We start from the raw sequence: 19,144 nt of genomic DNA, 5'->3' as shown, positions 1-19,144 counted from the left end.
TCCCACCGACGCCACCATTCCTGTGCCGGAGAGTCGCGTATACGCGCCCTTAACCGAAGCGCTCACCGTCGTCACAGCGCACCACGCCGACGTTCATCGGGGCACGATAGCGTCCACGATCCGCGACCCTCCGACGCCCGCATGCTCGGCCACGGCCAGCTCCAGCAGCTGGAACCTTCCGTGCCGGGACCCCCGCTCGCGGAGAGTTGCGCGTGCTGAGGACGATCGAGTCGCGGTGGCTCGGCCTCGCCGAGGGCGGTGCTCGGCTACGCCATCCAGGCCGGCTATCTGTCCGACCCGGATGTTCGTCGCCGTCGCGGTCGACGTACCAGCTCTCGGGTGGTCGCCTCGGTCAACCGGTTGGGCGTCGTTCGTCCGGGGACGGTACGGACCGGCCGTCCGACGCTCAGCCTGACCACCGATTCCTTCGGTTACCGACCTCGACAGCCGACTCCGGCACACGCTCACCGGTTCGCATCGACGGCCTGGACACCCTGATCTGCCGATTCGTGGACGGAACGCAACGCCCGGTGGGAAGGTGGACGTACGGCAGGTGTCGGCGACAGGAGCGAGACACATGGTGGACAAAACCAACGGAGCTGCCGCGGGCGACGGCGGCGGGGTGACGGCCGAGCGGCCCGAGCAGATTCGCAACGTGGTCCTGGTCGGGCACAGCGGTTCGGGCAAGACCACGCTGGTCGACGCCATGGCGCTCACCGCGCGAGCGGTCAACCGCGCCGGGCGGGTCGAGGACGGCACCTCGCTGTCGGACTACGACGAGATCGAGCACCGCCAGCACCGGTCGGTGCAGTTGTCGGTCGTGCCGGTGGCGTGGGCGGGGATGAAGATCAACCTGATCGACACGCCCGGCTACGCGGACTTCGTCGGCGAGCTGCGGGCGGGGCTGCGCGCGGCGGACGCGGCGCTGTTCGTCATCTCCGCTGCCGAGGGAGCCGACGGGATCGCGGGGGCGACCAGGGCGCTGTGGGAGGAGTGCGCCGCGGTCGGGATGCCGCGCGCCATCGTGATCACCCACTTGGACACGGCGCGCGACGAGTTCGACGTGATGACCGAGACCTGCCGGACCGTGCTGGGCGGCGGCTCGTCGGAGAACATCCTGCCGCTGCACCTGCCCGTGTACGGCCCGAAGAATCCGGACGGTCACCGCCCGGTCACCGGCATGGTGGAGCTGCTGCCGCACTGCGTGGGCGACTACTCCTCCGGCGAGGAGGTCCAGGGCGAGCCTGCCCCCGAGCAGGTGCCCGCTCTGGAGGACGCGCGCAACCGGCTCATCGAGGGCATCATCGCGGAGAGCGAAGACGAGAGCCTCATGGAGCGCTACCTCGAGGGCGCGGAGATCAGTCTGGCGACGCTGGTCGCCGACCTGGAGCGCGCGGTCGCACGCGGCAGTTTCCATCCCGTGTTGTTCGCCGCGCCCGCGCCCGAAGGGGCCAAGCAGGGCCTGGGCACGGTCGAATTGCTCGATCTGATCACCGGCGGCTTCCCGACCCCGGCCGAGCACGTCATCACCGCGACCAACGGCGCCGAACCGCACCCGCTGCGTTGCGACCCGGCCGCCGAGCTGGCCGCGGAGGTGATCCGCACCGCGTCGGACCCGTACGTCGGGCGGGTCTGCATGGTTCGCGTGTTCTCCGGCACCCTGCACGCCGACGACACGGTGCACGTCAGCGGGCACGGCCTGGAGGATCGGGGCCACGAGAGCCACGAGCTTGACGAGCGGGCCGGTGCGATCTCCGCGCCCTTCGGCAAGCAGCAACGTCCCCTGCGACAGGCGATCGCGGGCGACATCGCCTACGTCACCAAGCTCGGCCACGCCGAAACCGGCGACACCCTGTCGTCCACCGACAACCCCCTGCGTATCGAGCCGTGGCCGATGCCCGACCCGCTGCTGCCCATCGCCATTCGCGCGCACAGCAAAGCCGACGAGGACAAGCTGTCGCAGAGCCTCGCCCGTCTGGCTGCCGAAGATCCGGCGTTGCGCCTCGAGCACAACCCGCAAACCCATCAGCTGGTGCTCTGGTGTCTCGGCGAAGCCCATCGCGACGTCGCCTTGGAGCGCTTGCGGACGCGGTTCGGCGTGCAGGTCGACGTCACCGACCATCAGGTGGCGTTGCGGGAGACGTTCGCGGGCAAGGCGACCGGGCGCGGTAGGCACGTCAAACAATCCGGTGGGCACGGTCAGTACGCCGTGTGCGAGATCGAGGTCGAACCGCTGCCCGGGGGGTCGGGTATCGAGTTCGTGGACAAGGTGGTCGGCGGAGTGGTACCGCGCCAGTTCATTCCGTCCGTGGAGAAGGGCGTCCGTGCGCAGGCCGCGCGCGGACTGACCGCCGGATACCCGCTCGTGGACGTGCGGGTCACCCTCTTCGACGGCAAAGCCCATTCGGTCGACTCCTCCGACGCCGCGTTCCAGACCGCCGGAGCCCTCGCCCTCCGCGAGGCCGCGGCCGCCGCCGGAATCCGCGTGCTCGAGCCGCTGGCCGGAGTGTGGGTGCTGGTCTCCGACGAATACGTCGGCCCGGTACTGAGCGACCTGTCCAGCCGGCGCGGGCGCGTCCTCGGCACCGAGCCGCACGGCACCGGGCGCACCCGCATCCACGCCGAGGTGCCGGAACTCGAACTCAGCCGGTACGCGATCGATCTGCGCTCGATCTCGCACGGCACCGGCGACTTCGCCCGCGCCTACGCCCGCCACGAGCCGATGCCCAACCAGGTGGCCGCGTCGGTGCGCGGAGAGAAAACCCGCGCCTAGACCGCTCGGCTCGCCCCCTGCCGCACGCCGCTGTCAGAGAGCTTCGGTCGGTCTCGAGCACCGGCCGATCCGACCGGAGATCGAGAGCGCTCGCGGCGGCAGGAGTGCACGTCGCGCCCGCCGACGACAACGGCGAACGCTGTCGCGCCGACACCCCGCCGCCTATCGGTCAGGCTTGCGGTGGAGGCCCGACGGGTGGCGGGCCCGCGGGCACCGCCGCGCTCACCGTCGGCGGAGGTGGTGCCATGGCCGAGGGATCGAGAGTGTTGGACCCGACGTCCAGACCCGTCGGGTGCGCGTAGCCGGTGAAACTCCCGTACTTCTCGGTCAGCGGCGGATTGTTCGGATCCAGCGGAATGAGCTGGCCGTTGTCCAGGATGTTGAGGCCGTTCTCGTTCTTGACGATCAGCGCGCTGTGCTTCTCCCACTGCACGACGTCGCCGGTCTTCAACTGCGCGACGTCGTTCACCGTCGCCCACGGGTGGTCGGCTGTCGACGCACCCGCGGTTCCCTCGTACGCGGCTACCGCGTTGGTGGCGGTGTTCTGGGTCTGCCGATGCAGAGCTTCCGCGACCGGCTGCGAGACCTGCACGGTCGAATTGCCGATCTTGTAATCGACCATTCCGCCCGGTGTGGTCACCGCGGGCGGAGCGCCCGCGTACGTCGGCGCGGTCACGCCAGGAGGACTCGTCTGCTGCACGGCCTGCTGCGCGGTCGTCGTCTGGGCGTTGCGATTGCGCTCGCGCTCCTCGCGCTTCTCCCGCTCTCGTTCCCGTTCTCGCTCCGCGTAGGCTCGCTCGAGTCGGTCCTCATCTGGCTGGCGACCCTGGTTCATCATGCCGCTCATGGCGCTCATCATCGCCATCTGCTGCATCGCGTTCGCCATGCCGTTGTCGCCGCTGTTGGCGGCGGCGGGAGTGATATTGCCGGTGTTCGCGCCAGTGTTCGTACCGGTTCCGGTGTTCCCCTGCAGCGCGTTACGTATGGCGGCGAACGGGTCCGAACTCGTGGACGGATCGGTGCTTCCGGTGGCCGAGATGGGCTGGGTACTCGGATCGGTGCCCGTGCCCGGATCGGTCAGCGAACCATCGGTGTCCGTCGAGCCGCCCAGCAGGTCGTCGTAGGTGGAGCTCCAGTCGTCGTTCGTGGTGCTCGCCGGTTGCGTGATTCCATCCTGCCCAGGCGGCACGTAGGTGTTGCCATTGGTGGTGTTGCCGGTGTTGGTATTTCCGGTGTTGGTATTTCCGGTGTTGGTGTTGCCGGTGTTGGTATTTCCGGGGTCGGTGTTCTGACCATCGATGTCCGCGGCCTTTTTCTGAAACTCCTTGGTAGCGTTCTCGTACTCCTTGTCCCAGCTCTCGGCGGCCGCATCGATATGCCTGACGTAATACGACTGCTCCGCTTCGGGGGTCAAGTAGTAGTTGCCCGATTCGTTGTTCTTCTCGTAGGCGACGATCTTCGTCATCGAGTTGTCGGCATCTTTGAAGCTGTATTCCATCTTGCCATCGACGACCTTGGCTCCCGGGAACTCGAATTGCAGCTTCTCGTTGAGATCGTCCTTGATCTTCTTCAGTTTCTTGAAGGTATCCGAATTGAGAATCGCGGAGTCGTTGGTGTCGCCGTTGACATTCTTGTGGGCGTCCTTGTACTCGGTTTGACGCTTGCTCAACTGCTCATTCAGCGTCTTGTGCTGGTCCCTGACCTGCGACCAACCGCCCGCGGTTGTGACCTGCTGGCCGTCGAGCACGTTGGTGAAGTCGGGGGCGGCCTTCGGATCACGGACGCCCAATGTGTCGAATCCCCACTGCATCGTGAACTCGGTGTCCTCGATGAGGCTGATCAGCGCCGCACTTGCGCCCTTCGGCTGGTACAGATCGACCCGATGCAGGTGTTCTTTCTCGTCGGGAAGTTCCCAGCCCCAACCATCCGCATACTTGGGGGTGGCCGCTTCGTCTTCTTTCGTCTTCTTGGCATCGACCACATGTTGCGGATTACCGGTCTTGAGGGCATCGACGATATCGCGATACTCGGGACGTTTCGCGAGATCGCTACTCGTGTCCCTGGCGAGCATTTCTCGCACCGCGGGATCGAGTCGATCGAACGCCTCTTTGAACTCGGTCGAATTCAGACCGTTCAGCGCCTTCAACGAGTCCTCGGCTTGACCGTCCTGAAAACCGGCCCCATCCCAAGTGCTCGACTCGTAGTGCTTGTTGATCTTGTCGACGGCATCGTCTACCTTGCTCACCAGGCGCTCCTCTGTTCGCTGGAGCCCTCGGACCCCGCCGGACCGTTCAACAAACGCGCGATGGAGGGCGGCGGCGCGTCAGAAGTGATGGAATTGACGCTGACCCCGTGCCCAGTCGGCACATCACCGCGCGATACCTCCGGGTAGGGGGCCGTCGTAGCCGTACCGCTCGACACCGCCACACGCGCGGCCTGCGGCGCCTGCGGATGATCGACGATCTGCCCGTATGTGTAGAGCGCGTCACGAAGAGTTTGCCGATCGGTTTCGCCGTTCGCGAGCAGAAGCAGTAGCTCATCGGCTCGGCGCTCGAAAACCAGGTCACGAAGATTTTCCGCGCTCGACGAGTCCCACCGATCGTCCCCGACCGAAACGGAAGACCCTCCCACCCGCCGCGACCGTAGTGCCTCTGCCATCCTGTCGTGGTTGGCGCGGATCTCGTCCCACCAGTTCGCCGGGATGGGCCGACCGGTGTGCAATGCATCGAGAATCCGTTGCCGACCGGCACGATGCATGGCGATCTCTCCGGTCACTTGGGAGGCAACGACGCGAACGCCGGCATCCGCCGATCGAGCCAATTCCAGGCACTTGGCGCGAATTTCGTTATCGGGCACGGTCGCTGCCTGCATCAGCGACTCATCCGAACCAGCGAGCGCCAGCCGGTCGACCAGTCCGGTACCGGGAAAGGTGAGGTCGACGGCGGACTCGGCCGGGGCTACCCGATCTTCGATGGCGACATCGTCGCCGAGAGCGGACCGCAGATCGCCGGTGATCGCCGCGGACGACACCAACGCACTGATCCGAGCACCCCGTAGTCGGCTCGTCGAACCGAACTCCGCGAGGATTCGAGCAGGGTCGGGAGTGCTCTCCAACGCCGCGAGCGCCCTGCGAGCAGCGTTGTCGAGCATGGCATCCCACCGCCAGGGGACAGTGACCTCCGACGGCAGGAACAGTCCGGAAGGCAGCCAACCACGACCCTCCGTAGAGGTCAGCAGAATGATCGGCCCCAAAGGAGTCCGCAACACCGCCACGGCCCATTCCAGACCGGGCGCCCAATCGGCCACGGCGGCCAGAGTGGCGCCGAGCAAGGTGCGGGCGAGTATCAAGTCGTCGTCGATTTGTTCTCCGACCACCAACGAGGGTAGCGCCCGTTTGTCTTCGGACAGGCGGGCCGCCGCTACGAACGGACCTGTCGCCAGAGGTGCGGGCATCCCCCCGGCCATTCCTGCGGCAGCGACGGCGGCCGCCGCCGCGAACGAATCCGCCGCCGGTGGCGCGCCCAGCCCGGCGACCGTGCTCCCGGCACTGTTCGGATCGACAGTGACGGTGGCGTTACCGCTCGGGTCGACGGCGGTAGTGGCAGCCCAGTCGTCGGTAGCCGGCTCCGATCCGCCGACCGAGGACGGAACCGACCCGACCGGTGCCATGAGTTCGGCGGGTGGGGTGCCGTACGTCTGCGGAGCCGAAGCGGCGGCGGGCATGAGCGGCTGGTCCGAGGGTGGAGCTTGCTCACCGAGGATGCCCGGTGCGTCAGGCGATGTCGTGGGGGGCGGCGTCGCGGGCGATGTGGTGGAGGGCGGCGGCACCAACGGAGTGTTGCCGCCAGGGGGCACATCCGGGCTGCCCTCCGTCGGCGGGGAGGGTTCCGCGGCGGAGCCTGGGGGCGGGCCGCCACGGGGAACTCCGTTGCCGAAGTCACCCGCGCCGCCGACACGTTGCCCGCCGGACTGATCGGCGTCTTCGAGCGCATCAGCGGCGGCGAGCAATTCGTCTCGTGACCGCTCATGGTTCGCCGCAAGGCGCTCGGCAGTCTCATGTCGCCGGTTGTAGTAGTCCACCAGAGCCGCCCGCACCGGGTCGGCGATCATGCCGTAACCGGATTCGAAGTCGGCGAGCCAGCCGTGCGGGATTTCACCCCACTTCCGGATGTTTCCGGCGGCCAGATCGTGCTGCTTCGCGATCCTGCGCAGCTGATCCGGCTCCACATCCAGGTGATTGGGCATGCTCGGTCGATTCCTCCCGCCAGCTATCTGAGCATTATTCTTCCGCCTTCCCAAAGTTGGGAACTTGCTGGTCCGACCCTTTTTCGGCGCGCCATTCCCGCATGACCTCCGCGAGCGGCCGTGGCAGGTTGCCGGTGCTGTTCATCGCGATCTGGTATTGCCGCCGAGCGTCCTCGGCGCTTTCCGTGATGGCAGCCATGATGTCGGCGGCAAGCTCCGCGTTGTCGAATCGCGCGCAGGTGCCGGGCGCCAGGTACAGGTCGAGCAACCGCCCGGTCGCGTCGACTTCGGGAATGACCAAGCCGCTCGGGGACGGCCGACGTGCGACGACCCTGTTGGACCGTTCACGCATCTCCGCGATGCGGTGCCGCAACTCCCGGGTCATGCCGAGTGCGGCTCGTACATTCGGGTGGATCTCTCGCATGCATCCTCACTCATCCGCCGGCGGAACGCCCGCTTGGACAGCGGGCCGACGATCCTATCTGCGCGACAGCCGGCGCAGCGGTCGCGGTCTTACCTGTCGTGGTGGGCTTTCCGCCGTCCGAAACGCGCTCGCCAACTCTCGCTACCCATGACGATCGGCGCGCTCGCCGACTTGCTTCTGCGGGTCCGGCGCCCGATCCACTATCGCGGCATCGATGAGGGCCTGCACAGCCATTGCCGTGCTGAGCAACCTGCGTTCATCGGCGAACATCTCGATGGACGAGCTTCGCTGACCCGGGACCAGCAGACCTAGCGAGGCGGGCCAGCCACCATCCGGTAGCTGCGCAGCCAGCAGCGCCTGACGAAGAAGGCCGACGTAGTCGGAAGCACCCAGACGCACGGCGGCGATGAGGCGCTGTGCGATATCGAAAGACGACTCCCGCGCGGTGACCGGACTTCCGTTCGCCAGTACTACAGCTTCGCCCAAGCGCTTGCGTTCCGCTGCCGCAATTGCCGGAGGTATGCCGCCGGTGCGTGCGAGGAACGTCAAGTTGTGGGCTGCCACGTAAGCGTCCGACCGCCACCAGAACGGAAGCCAGCGGCCGTGGTCTCGGTGACGACTCACGGTATGGGCGCGAATGGCGTCCGTGGTCGGCTTGTCGCCGAGCGCGAGAAGGGCAAGCCCTGCCATCGGGGCGACTTCGTCGTGTTCCTCTGCCCACGAACCGAAGATCGCGGACGGGAAGGTGCGAACCCCGCCCGTCGATGTGACGTAGTCGGTGAAGACACTGTCCGGTACCGATGGTTCGGGATCACGTGTGGCGATGAGGCGCACCACCCATGACGTGGAGTCTGCGTCGCACGAGACTTTGCGGTTGTATCCCCATCCGATGGGGCGTCGCGAGTCCCGCAACGCGGTCACGGCGCGGTCGACAGCTCGGGCACGACCGGGATCCGGCGGGAGGAGCGCCTCGGCCGCATCGAGCGCCACACCGACACACCCGGTGATCCAGGATTCGGACCTGCCAGGCGGCAATTCGTAGTCGCGCCAATGACCGTCGCCGTCTTGATGTTCCAGCAAGAACCCACATGCCGCAGCGATCACTCTGGTGAGATCACTGTCCACGACAACCCGCTTTCCAACTCGAAGCTCGACCGACCGGCGAGATGCGGCAAAGACACTCGACGTAGTCGAGGTCGACCGCTACTGACGTTACAGGCGCGATGCGCATTGTTCCCAGTAATGGGAACATGCGTACAAGGGCGCGCCTGCCGGGATGAGAGAGTTTGCCGATATGGGTAGAAGCCTGGTTCCGGCGCCCGCAGGGCCGGTCGACTCCTGATGACCGAAGCTGCCGAGAAATTCTTGGTCGACTTGGCCGATCGATTGTCGCTGCGCAGTGACCCAGCACCCATGCGCGACATATTGGAGCGCGCCTGTGGCGGTCAGTTGGACGCGCTGGGGCCGGACGGTCACCGAGCCAGCATGCTGACCATCTCCGGCATTCCGTTCGAAGCCAGTGTGAGCGGGGGCAGGGGTACATTCTCACCCGCCGTTCGGTATATCACCGAGACCGCGACGCAAGAGGTGACGTTCGGCTCTCGCGTCACCGCGCAACTGGCCGCGATCCGAGATCTGGTCGCATGGTTGCCGAACGGCGATCGAGCCGTCGCCGACCTGATGCAGTCATTCGTCACGGCGCTTTATCCCGACCCTTCGAAAGTCACCGCACAGCACCGCTCGGCAACGTGGATAGGAATCGTGCATCACGCCGCGGCCCCACGCCACGCGGCGCGTCTCAAGGTGTATGGCGGCCTGCGGATCGTGCCGGGAGCACTGGACAGACTGTGCGATGCTTTGCCGGGTTTCGCCGGTTTGGCGATCGTACCCGACCACGAAAAGCTCATTACGCCCGTGGCCGCCGCCATCGAGGTGGATGCGCGCGGCAGCGTGAACCACAAGATCTATTCGAAGGCGAGTTACGACGATGTCGCCGTGCCGATGAAATTGTCCCGCTACTTCGGGCATCCCGCGTGGGAGCTGCTGTCGGAATTCGTTCGATGTGGTATCGACGCAGCCCAACTCCATAAACATGACTGGTTCGTCTGCTGTTCCCGGGGTGCGACCGGCACCGGTTTCGGAATTTCCTTGGGCTCGAGACAGCGGACCGACCTCAGCGGCCTCGTGAGCGAACTCGCATCCCGCCACTACGGCACCACCTATGCCGTCGACGCGTTGGCCCGGTCAGCGGAATCGTGCGGGGCCGCATGGCGTTACTCCGCGGTCGGACTCGGCTACTCCGAGGAACACGGAATCGACAAACTCAACGTATACGGCACACCTACCTGGAGTACCGCATAGTTCGTCGGTCATCCGCGCGGTCCGGCACGCTTGCGAACGCAGATGAGTCCGCCCGCTTCACGAAGTGATCGCGAAGCGGGCGGACTCGACGAAACTCACCGCGGAGGGAGCACCCGGAGGTCTCCCCCGCGATTCGGAGCCGGTGACGACTTACACGTCGAAGTACAGCTCGAACTCGTACGGGTGCGGCCGCAGGTTCACCGGGGCGATCTCGTTCTCGCGCTTGAGGGTGATCCAGGTCTCGATCAGGTCCTCGGTGAAGACGTTGCCTTCGGTGAGGTAGTCGTGGTCCTGCTCGAGGCGGTCGATGACCGACGCCAGGCTGGTGGGGGCCTGCGGGATGTTCTTGGCCTCCTCCGGCGGGAGCTCGTAGAGGTCCTTGTCGACGGGGGCCAGCGGCTCGATCTTCTTCTTGATGCCGTCCAGGCCGGCCATCATCATGGCGGCGAAGGCCAGGTACGGGTTGCCCGAGGAGTCCGGCGCGCGGAACTCGAGGCGCTTGGCCTTCGGGTTGTTGCCGGTGACCGGGATGCGGACCGCGGCGGAGCGGTTGCGCTGCGAGTACACCAGGTTGATCGGGGCCTCGTAGCCGGGGACCAGGCGGTGGTAGGAGTTCACCGTCGGGTTGGTGAACGCCAGCAGCGACGGCGCGTGGTGCAGGATGCCGCCGATGTAGTGGCGCGCCAGGTCGGACAGGCCGCCGTAGCCGGCCTCGTCGTGGAACAGCGGCTTGCCGTCCTTCCACAGCGACTGGTGCACGTGCATGCCCGAGCCGTTGTCACCGAAGAGCGGCTTCGGCATGAAGGTGACGGTCTTGCCTTCCTGCCAGGCGGTGTTCTTGACGATGTACTTGAACAGCTGCAGGTCGTCGGCCGCGGCGAGCAGGGTGTTGAACCGGTAGTTGATCTCGGCCTGGCCCGCGGTGCCGACCTCGTGGTGGCCGCGCTCCAGCTCGAAGCCGGAGTTCTGCAGGTTGGTCGAGATCTTGTCGCGCAGGTCGACGTAGTGGTCGTAGGGCGCGACCGGGAAGTAGCCGCCCTTGTTGCGGACCTTGTAACCGCGGTTGCGGCCGCCGTCGGGGTCGAACTCGGCGCCGGTGTTCCAGGAACCGGAGACCGACTCGATCTCGTAGAAGGCGCCGTTCATGGCCGAGTCGTAGCGGATCGAGTCGAAGATGTAGAACTCCGCCTCGGGACCGAAGTACGCGGTGTCGGCGATGCCGGTGGAGCGCAGGTACTCCTCCGCCTTGCGCGCGACGTTACGCGGGTCGCGGCTGTAGGCCTCCCGGGTGAACGGGTCGTGCACGAAGAAGTTGAGGTTCAGCGTCTTGGCGGCGCGGAACGGGTCGACGCGCGCGGTGGAGAAGTCGGGCAGCAGCAGCATGTCCGACTCGTCGATGGACTGGAACCCACGAACGGAGGAGCCGTCGAACGCTAGCCCTTCCTCGGCGAGGTCGGTGGTGAAGGCCTTCCCCGGGATCGAGAAGTGCTGCTGCACACCCGGCAGGTCGCTGAACCGGATGTCGACGTACTCGATGTCCTCATCAGCGATGAATTTGATGACCTCGTCGGCCGTGCTGAACGTCACTTGTTCTCCTTACGGATCGGTTCCCAGCCAGTGTCGCTTGCATGGGTTCGTCGCGACCAGACGCTATGGATGCCGTGTTTCCCTGCAGTCAAGGCTGTGTTTCGCCGGTGTTACACGTGCGTCTGGCGGCGTGGTGCTGACCACCCGGACTCGAAATGCATGGTAGTCCTGCCCCCGCCGCGGCGCGCGCCGACGCTGAACTGGCGCTTGTGCGGTACCGGGCGCCGGTTCGGGCGCGCCTATTCTGGGTGCATGGCACGCATCACCGGCTCCTGGCTCTCCGGACCTCCGGCCGACTCCGGCGGCCCGGCAACCTCCGAGTTCCCCGGTGAGCACCTCGGCCTGCCGAAGACCGGAGCGGGCTCGCTGGCGGGCATGGGGCGCCGCATCGCCGCCCTTTTCGTGGACTGGATGATCGCGCTCGGCATCGCGGCGCTGATCGTCCGCAGTGGTTCGGCGTCGAGCCTGACGCTGCTGGTCTGGTTCGTCATCGGCGTCGGCGCGGTCACGCTGTTCGGCTTCACGCCGGGGCAGTATTTCCTGCGGCTGCGGACGGTGCGCATCGACGCGCCCGTCCGGGTCGGCTTCGTCCGCGCCTTGGCCAGGCAGGTGCTGCTGCTGTTCGTGGTGCCCGCGCTGTTCACCGACGCCGACGGGCGCGGCATGCACGACCGGGCCACCGGCACGGCGCTGGTGCATTCGCGCTGAGCCGCTTCGGGCATATGGCAAGGACGCGCCGCCGCGGTCCGCGGCCGGTACCCCCTGCACTGCCCGGTTCGTGATCGAGGTCACAGGGCAGTCGTGCCGCGCGAGTCGCGGAAGCCCGCGTCCCACGAAAGGGACACGGGCCATCTGCGGTCAGCGGCGGCGGATGGTCCGCTGCACGCCGCGCATCTTCGCCCCGGCGGGCATCGGCCCCTTCGGCAGGGCGGGCCCGCCGCGCGCGCTGAGCGCGGCCAGCCGGCCTTCGATCAGGTCCATCCGCTTGGTGTCGATGTTGCGCGGCAGCTTGGTGAGGTAGCGCTGCAGGTCTTTGAGCGGAACCTGGCCTTCGTCGTTCCCGATGACGATGTCGTAGATCGGAGTGTCGCCGATCAACCGGGCGGTGCGCTTCTTCTCCTGGGCGAGCAGCGACTTGACTCGCTGCGGGGATCCTTCGGCGACCAGCACCACGCCGGGCAGGCCGATCACCCGATGCACCGCGTCCAACTGGGTGGTCGCGGCGATGCCGTTGCTCACCCGCCACTTGCCCTGCAAGTTGTCCAGCACCCAGGCCGCGGCGCCCGCCTGGCCCTCGGCCTTGCGATAGACGCTCTTCTGCACCCGCCGTCCGAAGATGATGAACGCCACCAGCGCGCCGAGCACCACGCCCAGCGGGACGAGGAACAAGGTCAGCCCGAAGATCAGGCCGATCACGACGAAGACGGCGGTGATGCCGACCAGGGCGCCGATCATCAGCGGCAGCAGCAGCTTGTCTTCCTTACGCTGCATCTGGAACGCCTGCCACAACTGCTTGCGGCGTTCTCTCGACTGCTGCTTGCGGGCCGCTTTCGCCGCGGCCTTCGCTTCCTTGGTGGGCTTGCCTGCTGCCATGTCTCTCAGAATAGTGCCCAGGTAGTCGCGGCTTTGCCGTGGGACAGCGGCCGCCGCGGCGCTACCCGCGGCGAGCGATCGGGCCGAGCACGGCGAGATCCAGGTCACCCGACGCCTCGGTCCAGCCCATCGCGCGCAATTCGACCGGCGCGGCGACTCCGAGGGCGTCCCGCAGGCCGACGGCCACCGAGCGGGCGAACTCGACCAGGGTGTTCGGCGCGATGGGCCAGAAGAGGGTCCTGGTCCAGTTGTCCGCGTCGCGTCGCACCGCGGGCTCGTGCCAGCCCAGCGCCCGCAACTCCCGCGCGGCGGTCTCCGGGATCGGGTTGCTCAAGTAATGGTTCCCGGCCAGTTCAGCGGACAATTTGATGTCGTACTGGACGAACTGGACGTAGCGATTTCCGGGCGCGGCGATGATGAGCGTCGCCCGCGAGGGCAACTCGGAAAGGCAGTGCGCGAGCGCTCGCACGAACTGCTCCCAGTCCGCGGTCGCCGGCTCGCTCATTCTTCCCCCGGTATCAGCACTGGCCTGATCATACGCCGAACCGCCTCGGAGACCAGACGAGAATTGTTGCGCTGCCGCCCAGTTCAGCCGGGCCATAGCGATTTGCGATATCAGGTGTCACGGTCGCCCGGACCTGCGGCGACTCCCACCGCACGACGAATGCCCGCTCGCGACCAGACGCGTCGCGTCCGCTCAGCATGTCGACATGCCACGGCTCGAACGTGTTCTCGGGATTCCGCCGGGGACGGGCGACGTCGTTGCGGGCCGGGCTTCCGGCGGGCGCCCCGATGCCGGTGCTGGTAAGGGGGCGGGCCGCGGCGTTCGACCTGCCGGTGCGGCCTGGGCGGATATCTGGTGACCGGCGCGAACCCATCTTTCAGATGAGCGCATCGCGCTGTTCAGCTCGCGGCCACCGGGCGGTGTTAGCTTCCCCGACGTGTGTGCGCGGTTGGTGGTGAGCGTCCATGACGTCGCACCGGCGAGTGCGGGGGAGACGGCGCGCTGGTGCGCCGACGCCGATCGTTTCGGGATTCCCGTCTCGCTGTTGGTGATTCCGGGTCCGTGGCGGGGGCGACGGTTGTCCGGCGATCCGGACTGTGCGGCGTTCCTGCGCGAGCGCCGACGGGCCGGTGACGACATCCTGCTGCACGGGTGGTCGCACCGGGCGGGGCCCGAAGGCGGGTGGCCGCGTCGCGCGGTAGGACACGCGGTAGCACGCGGAGCGGCCGAATTCGCCGCGTTGAACGTCGGCGAGGCCACGGCCAAGCTGCGCGCCGGTACCGAGGTGATGTCCGAAGCGGGTTTGTCCACCACCGGCTTTACTCCCCCTGGCTGGCTGGCCTCGCCCGGTGCGGAGCGGGCGCTGCGCGCGGCGGGCTTCACCTACACGACCTCGCACTTCGCGGCGAAGCACCTGGGCACCGGACGCCGGTATCGGGGATTCGCCCTCTCGCATCGTCCGGGCGGCGGATGGTCCGAACGGTTCGGCGCGGAGATGTTCGGCACCCTGGCCCGCCGCATCGCCGAACGCGACGGGCTGGTCCGCCTGGCGCTGCATCCCGACGACCTGGGCAGGCCGGGCCTGCGCGACACCACCCTGCGCGCCATCGACGCGGTACTGCGCACCGGGGCACGGGCGACGACCTACGGCGAGCTGGTCGGATCGGCGGTCGGCTAGTGCGGATCGTGCAGATCGCCAACTTCTACACCCCGGCTTCCGGCGGTTTGCGCACCTGCGTCGACGAGATCGGGCGTGGCTATTCGGCGGCGGGTCACGATCGCGTGCTCGTGGTGCCCGGTCCACGCGACGACGACGAGCACACCGCGTCCGGCCACCGGATCACCGTGCGCAGCCCGAAGTTCGGCGAGGCCGGCTATCACGTGCTCACCGCCCGCCGTACCCGGCCCGTGCTCGATCGGCTGGCCCCCGACGTGCTCGAGTGCAGCGACAAACTCAGCATCCGCTGGCTGGCGCCGTGGGCGCGCGGCGCGGGCGTCCCGCTGGTGCTGTTCTCGCACGAACGCATCGACGCCATCCTGCGCTCGCGGGTGCCGCGCGGCTTCCCGCTCACCACGGCGGCCGACCTGGCCAACCGGCGGCTCTGGGTGCGCGCCGAGAAGGTCGTCGTCACATCGGATTTCGCCACCGCCGAATTCGACCGGGTCGGCGCGCGCAACGTACGCCGGGTTCCGCTCGGCGTCGACCTCACCACCTTTCGCCCGTCCACCGAAGGACCGCGCGCACCCGAGCGCTCCGACGACCCGGTGCGGTTGGTCCTGGTGAGCAGGTTGTCGCGGGAGAAACGAGCCGAAGGCGCGATCCGGGCGGTCCGCGTGCTGGTCGAATCCGGTCTGCGCTGCACGCTGTCGGTGGTCGGTGACGGCCCGCTGCGTCCGCGTCTGGAGCAGATGGCGGCCGGGCTTCCGATCGTGTTCCACGGCCACCTCACCGACCGGACCGCCCTGGCCGCCCTGATCGCCGACGCCGACATCGCCGTATTCCCCTCTCCTGCCGAAACTTTCGGCCTCGCCGTGCTGGAGGCTCTCGCGTGCGGGACGCCGGTCGTGGTTCCCACGGCGGGCGCGGCCCGCGAACTCGTCGGCGCGCCCGGCTCGGGCATCGTGTGCGACGGGACCCCGCACGGCCTCGCCGACGGTGTCCGCGCGCTGCTCGCCCTCCCGGCCGACCAGCGCAGGCGCGCGGCGCGCGCGGCGGCGGAACGCTTTCCGTGGTCGGCCACGATCGAGCGCATGCTCGCCCTCTACGCGCCCTACGAAACCCCGGCCCGCTCCGCCTGACGCTCATCGAAGCGCGGGAGCGACCGGCCTCAACTGCGGCGCAACAGCATTCGGATGCCGCGCTCGGACGGTAGGCCGCCGCGCCGCGTCCAGCGGCCGTAGCCACCATGAGCCACCCGGTCGAACCGCGCCCGCCCGGCCTGCTGCGCCGCGTCGGCGGCTTCCCGCTCGTCGTGCAAGGTCGGCGAGTTCGCCAGCAGCGCGATGCCCACGATCACCGCGATGGCCGCGCAAGCCAGCAGTGGCGGGCGCGGGTGGATGGTCGCGGTGAACAGTGTCGCTCCGGCCAGGTAGCTGAGCACCGGGTCGGTGATCGTCATCGCGGTCAGCGCGGTGGGCAGTGACCCGCGGGCGTACGCCTCCTGAGTGAGGATGCCGCCGAGCAGCGTGGACACCGGAATGCCCAGCAGCGCCCAGCTCGGCTGCGGCAGCGCGCTCGTCGCCACCACCACCAGGACCGCGGTGGCGGCGAAACAGCAGCCCGCCGCGACAGCCACCAGCGCGGACCGCAGCTGCGTGGAGCGGGCCAGCCGAGACATGCCGAACAGCACGGCGATCGCGACGACCACTGCGGCGCCCGCGACGGGCAACCGTTCGCCGCGCACCGCCGAATGCGCGGGAATCCCTTGCGCGACGAGCAGGATCAGCCCGGCGCAGACCGCGGTCGTTCCGGCCCAGTCCCGGGCCGGTAGCGCACACCTGCGCCGCAGCGCCGCGAAGGGCAGCGCGAACAACAATTGCACGACCAGCAACGCCTGCACCACCGCGATGGCCCCGAAACGCAGCGCGAACGCGTGCACGACGAACCCGGCCACGTTCGCTCCCTGCCCGGCCAGCCAGCGGCGGTCGGTGATCAAGCGGCGCGCGATCGCGGCGAGCAGCAGGAACCGTCCCTGCCCGGTTTCCGCGGCCGCCTGCCGTGCGGCGCCCTGTTGCAGAGCCGCGGACACCGCGAACAGCAACGCGCTGAACAACGCCAGGGTGATCGTCGCCACCGCGTCGACGGATCCGAAATAGCGCTCCGGCACAGCGCCGATGCTGGTCTGCCCGGATGAACGCCGGATGGCGTGCGCCCGGCGACTGGACGACCACCCCGGTTCCGGGGGCTGGACGGCTGTCCCGGCAAACTCGATAGTCCTATGGTGACCGAACGAGCCGTCCTGTCGCGTGCCCTGTGCGGCCTGCTGTTGCTGCTGGCCGCGATCGCCCCGGTGACCGCCGCCGCCGAACCGCTTCCGGTGCCCTACCAGTGGAAGCAGACGTACATCGACGGCAAGGACGGCACCCGGCTGCACGCGGACATCCTGCGCCCGGCCGGTGTCTCCGACGACACCCGCACGCCCGTCGTCCTCACCGTCAGCCCCTATCGCGCGCATCTGGCGTATCTGAGCGAGCCGCGCCTTTCCGGCGGCCCGTCCACCGACAATCTCACCGCCGAGTTGTTCCTGAACGCGGGCTACACCTACGTCGTCGTCGACCTGCGCGGATTCGGCGGCTCCAACGGCTGCCCGGACTTCGGCGGCCCCGGCGAACGCGCGGACGTCGCCGCGGCCGTGGAGTGGGCGGCAAGCCAGCCGTGGTCCACCGGCAAGGTGGGGCTGTTCGGCACGTCGTACGAAGCCTGGACCGGCCTCATGGGCCTGGCCACCGCGCCGAAGGGCCTCGCGGCCGTCGGCGCGTTCGAGCCGGTCGTCGACCCGTATTCCTACCTGTACATGCAGGGCGTCTCGTGGAAGTTCTCCGGTAAGCCGATCACCGAGAGCGGTGTGCGCCCCGCCGACTTCGCGGGCTTGGAGCATCTGCTCATCGCCTCTACTCCACCGCGCCCGGAGGACTCCGGGGAATACCAGGCGAACGCGACGCAGCTGCCGTGGCAGTGCTATCGGCAGTACCTGGCCGACATCGGCGACCACAACGCGGACACCGCCTTCTGGCGCGACCGCGACCTGGTCGCACGACTGCGCGGCAACACGATCCCGTTGTTCCTCGGTCAGGGTTTCGTCGACTACAACACCCGGGCATACCGGGTGTTCGACCTCTGGAACGGTCTCGGCCCCGGCGACCACCGGGCCTGGTTCGGCCAGTGGGGACACCGCACCTGCCACGACAAATGCGGCACACCGCACTTCGACACCGAGTTGCTCGCGTTCTTCGACAAGCACGTCGCGGGCCGCGACGTGCAGGTTCCCGGCCCGCGGATCACCGTCGGCCAGTTCGACGGCCGCTGGCGCGCGGAGAGCGCCTGGCCGCCCGCGGACGCCCAGCGGGTCGCGGTGGAGCTGCGGCCGGGCGGCTATACCGATCGCGGCCTGGTGCCGGGGCCCGATCGCGAGATCTGGTCGGTCTCCGAGCCGCTGACCGGGGACCAGCATCTGTCCGGCATCCCGACCGCCGCCCTCCGGCTGAGCGGCCCGGCGAGCGCGACGGTCGCGGTCGAGCTCTACGACATCGCACCCGACTTTCGCGCGACGGTCATCACCCGCGGCATCGCCCCCGTCCGCGACACCGCCGAGGTTCGGCTGCTCGCGCAGGACTGGCCGATTCCCGCAGGTCATCGGATCGGCGTGCGCGTCACCGACGTGGTCGACGACGTGTGGTCGCACTCCCCCGCCTTCGCTCCCGTGACGGTGACCTCGGCCCGCGTCGAGCTGCCGCTGCTGAGCGGAACGCGTCGTCCCGATCTGCCGGGCGGGCTCACCGAAGGCATCGTGAAGTGGCGAAACGAGAAGACGATCGCCCTCGACCCGAGTGTGTTGAACAATGCAACGGTGCCCATGAATCTGCCCGACCGCACCGGTGACCGATGACGGAACCGGTCGACGACCTGACCGCCGAGCGCCTCGCCGCCGCGCTGCGGTGCGCGACCGTGTCCACCGACGACCCGCGCGACGCCGACAGCGCCGCGTTCGACCGCCTCGACGCGCACCTGCGAGCGTCCTTCCCGCGCGTGCACGCCGAACTCGAATTGCGGCGGTTCGCGCACAGCAGGCTCTACCGCTGGCCGGGCACCGAACCGGACCGGGTGGCCGCGATCCTGCTCGCGCACCAGGACGTGGTGCCCGCGGACGATCCGCAGCGCTGGACCCACCCGCCGTTCGCGGGTGTGGTCGACGACGAATTCATCTGGGGCCGTGGCGCGATCGACGACAAAAGCCGCGTGCTGGCCATCCTGGAGGCGGTCGAGTCGGCGCTCGCCGCGGGCCTGCGCCCCCGGCACACCGTGTATCTGGCCTTCGGGCACGACGAAGAGGTCTTCGGCGGCGAGGGCGCCGAGCGGATGGCCGCGCATCTGCGGCAGGCGGGCGTGCGCGCGGATCTGCTGCTGGACGAGGGCGGGGTGATCACCGCGGGCGTGGTC

The 19,144-nt window shown here is 68.3% G+C and carries 15 protein-coding genes; 7 read left to right on the top strand and 8 right to left on the bottom strand.

Going from position 1 to position 19,144, the window contains the following annotated elements:
- Positions 1 to 577 precede the first annotated feature (577 nt).
- Positions 578 to 2,773, top strand: a complete 2,196-nt coding sequence (locus tag ON27_RS09065; RefSeq protein WP_043722411.1) for an elongation factor G-like protein EF-G2 — start codon at positions 578 to 580, stop codon at positions 2,771 to 2,773.
- 169 nt (positions 2,774 to 2,942) lie between these two features.
- Here the strand turns inward: ON27_RS09065 and ON27_RS09060 are convergent, their stop codons facing one another.
- The 4 genes from ON27_RS09060 to ON27_RS09045 form a co-directional block, all read right to left on the bottom strand.
- Complete coding sequence (locus tag ON27_RS09060; protein WP_043722409.1) at positions 2,943 to 5,018, bottom strand: hypothetical protein; 2,076 nt, start codon at positions 5,016 to 5,018, stop codon at positions 2,943 to 2,945.
- Positions 5,015 to 7,018 carry a type VII secretion target gene (locus ON27_RS09055; protein WP_043722406.1) on the bottom strand — a complete coding sequence of 668 codons (2,004 nt, stop codon included), beginning with the start codon at positions 7,016 to 7,018 and terminating at the stop codon, positions 5,015 to 5,017. Before ON27_RS09055 ends, ON27_RS09060 begins: the two co-directional genes overlap by 4 nt.
- A 34-nt stretch (positions 7,019 to 7,052) precedes the next feature.
- A complete protein-coding gene (locus ON27_RS09050) occupies positions 7,053 to 7,442 on the bottom strand; it encodes a YbaB/EbfC family nucleoid-associated protein (RefSeq protein WP_506330628.1) in 390 nt (129 codons plus the stop codon).
- A gap of 141 nt (positions 7,443 to 7,583) precedes the next feature.
- On the bottom strand, positions 7,584 to 8,522 hold the full coding sequence (locus ON27_RS09045; RefSeq protein WP_157227129.1) for a prenyltransferase/squalene oxidase repeat-containing protein: 939 nt from the start codon (positions 8,520 to 8,522) through the stop codon (positions 7,584 to 7,586).
- A 405-nt stretch (positions 8,523 to 8,927) separates the two neighbouring features.
- On the opposite strand from ON27_RS09045, the gene ON27_RS09040 reads away from it, so the two are divergent.
- Complete coding sequence (locus tag ON27_RS09040) at positions 8,928 to 9,803, top strand: hypothetical protein (protein ID WP_157227128.1); 876 nt, start codon at positions 8,928 to 8,930, stop codon at positions 9,801 to 9,803.
- 150 nt (positions 9,804 to 9,953) lie between these two features.
- On the opposite strand, the gene glnA is transcribed toward ON27_RS09040, so the two are convergent.
- Positions 9,954 to 11,390 carry a type I glutamate--ammonia ligase gene (glnA, locus tag ON27_RS09035; RefSeq protein ID WP_043722399.1) on the bottom strand — a complete coding sequence of 479 codons (1,437 nt, stop codon included), beginning with the start codon at positions 11,388 to 11,390 and terminating at the stop codon, positions 9,954 to 9,956.
- A gap of 252 nt (positions 11,391 to 11,642) precedes the next feature.
- Here glnA and ON27_RS09030 point away from each other — a divergent pair, with 252 nt between their 5' ends.
- Positions 11,643 to 12,098 (top strand): RDD family protein, encoded by a 456-nt coding sequence (locus tag ON27_RS09030; protein WP_043722396.1) that lies wholly within the window; start codon positions 11,643 to 11,645, stop codon positions 12,096 to 12,098.
- 150 nt (positions 12,099 to 12,248) lie between these two features.
- On the opposite strand, the gene ON27_RS09025 is transcribed toward ON27_RS09030, so the two are convergent.
- Both ON27_RS09025 and ON27_RS09020 read right to left on the bottom strand, forming a co-directional pair.
- Positions 12,249 to 12,983 (bottom strand): DUF4191 domain-containing protein, encoded by a 735-nt coding sequence (locus ON27_RS09025; protein ID WP_043722466.1) that lies wholly within the window; start codon positions 12,981 to 12,983, stop codon positions 12,249 to 12,251.
- A 61-nt stretch (positions 12,984 to 13,044) separates the two neighbouring features.
- Positions 13,045 to 13,488: a TY-Chap domain-containing protein gene (locus ON27_RS09020; protein WP_043722394.1), complete on the bottom strand. Its 444-nt coding sequence runs from the start codon at positions 13,486 to 13,488 to the stop codon at positions 13,045 to 13,047.
- A 436-nt stretch (positions 13,489 to 13,924) separates the two neighbouring features.
- On the opposite strand from ON27_RS09020, the gene ON27_RS09015 reads away from it, so the two are divergent.
- Entirely contained in the window at positions 13,925 to 14,665 is a 741-nt protein-coding gene (locus tag ON27_RS09015; protein WP_043722391.1) for a DUF2334 domain-containing protein, read from the top strand.
- Between the two features lie 8 nt (positions 14,666 to 14,673).
- On the top strand, positions 14,674 to 15,786 hold the full coding sequence (locus ON27_RS09010; RefSeq protein ID WP_245559879.1) for a glycosyltransferase: 1,113 nt from the start codon (positions 14,674 to 14,676) through the stop codon (positions 15,784 to 15,786).
- Positions 15,787 to 15,815: 29 nt separating this feature from the next.
- Here the strand turns inward: ON27_RS09010 and ON27_RS09005 are convergent, their stop codons facing one another.
- A complete protein-coding gene (locus ON27_RS09005) occupies positions 15,816 to 16,814 on the bottom strand; it encodes a DMT family transporter (RefSeq protein WP_245559877.1) in 999 nt (332 codons plus the stop codon).
- A 111-nt stretch (positions 16,815 to 16,925) separates the two neighbouring features.
- On the opposite strand from ON27_RS09005, the gene ON27_RS09000 reads away from it, so the two are divergent.
- Positions 16,926 to 18,593, top strand: coding sequence for a CocE/NonD family hydrolase (locus ON27_RS09000; protein ID WP_043722389.1), 1,668 nt, complete (start codon positions 16,926 to 16,928; stop codon positions 18,591 to 18,593).
- Positions 18,590 to 19,144 (top strand): M20/M25/M40 family metallo-hydrolase (locus ON27_RS08995; RefSeq protein ID WP_043722388.1); only part of this gene is annotated, 555 nt, incomplete at its 3' end. The genes ON27_RS09000 and ON27_RS08995, both read left to right, overlap by 4 nt.

This window comes from Nocardia asiatica NBRC 100129 (assembly GCF_000308415.1).
Taxonomy (GTDB): domain Bacteria; phylum Actinomycetota; class Actinomycetes; order Mycobacteriales; family Mycobacteriaceae; genus Nocardia; species Nocardia asiatica.
This window is presented reverse-complemented; position numbering and strand designations above follow the sequence as displayed.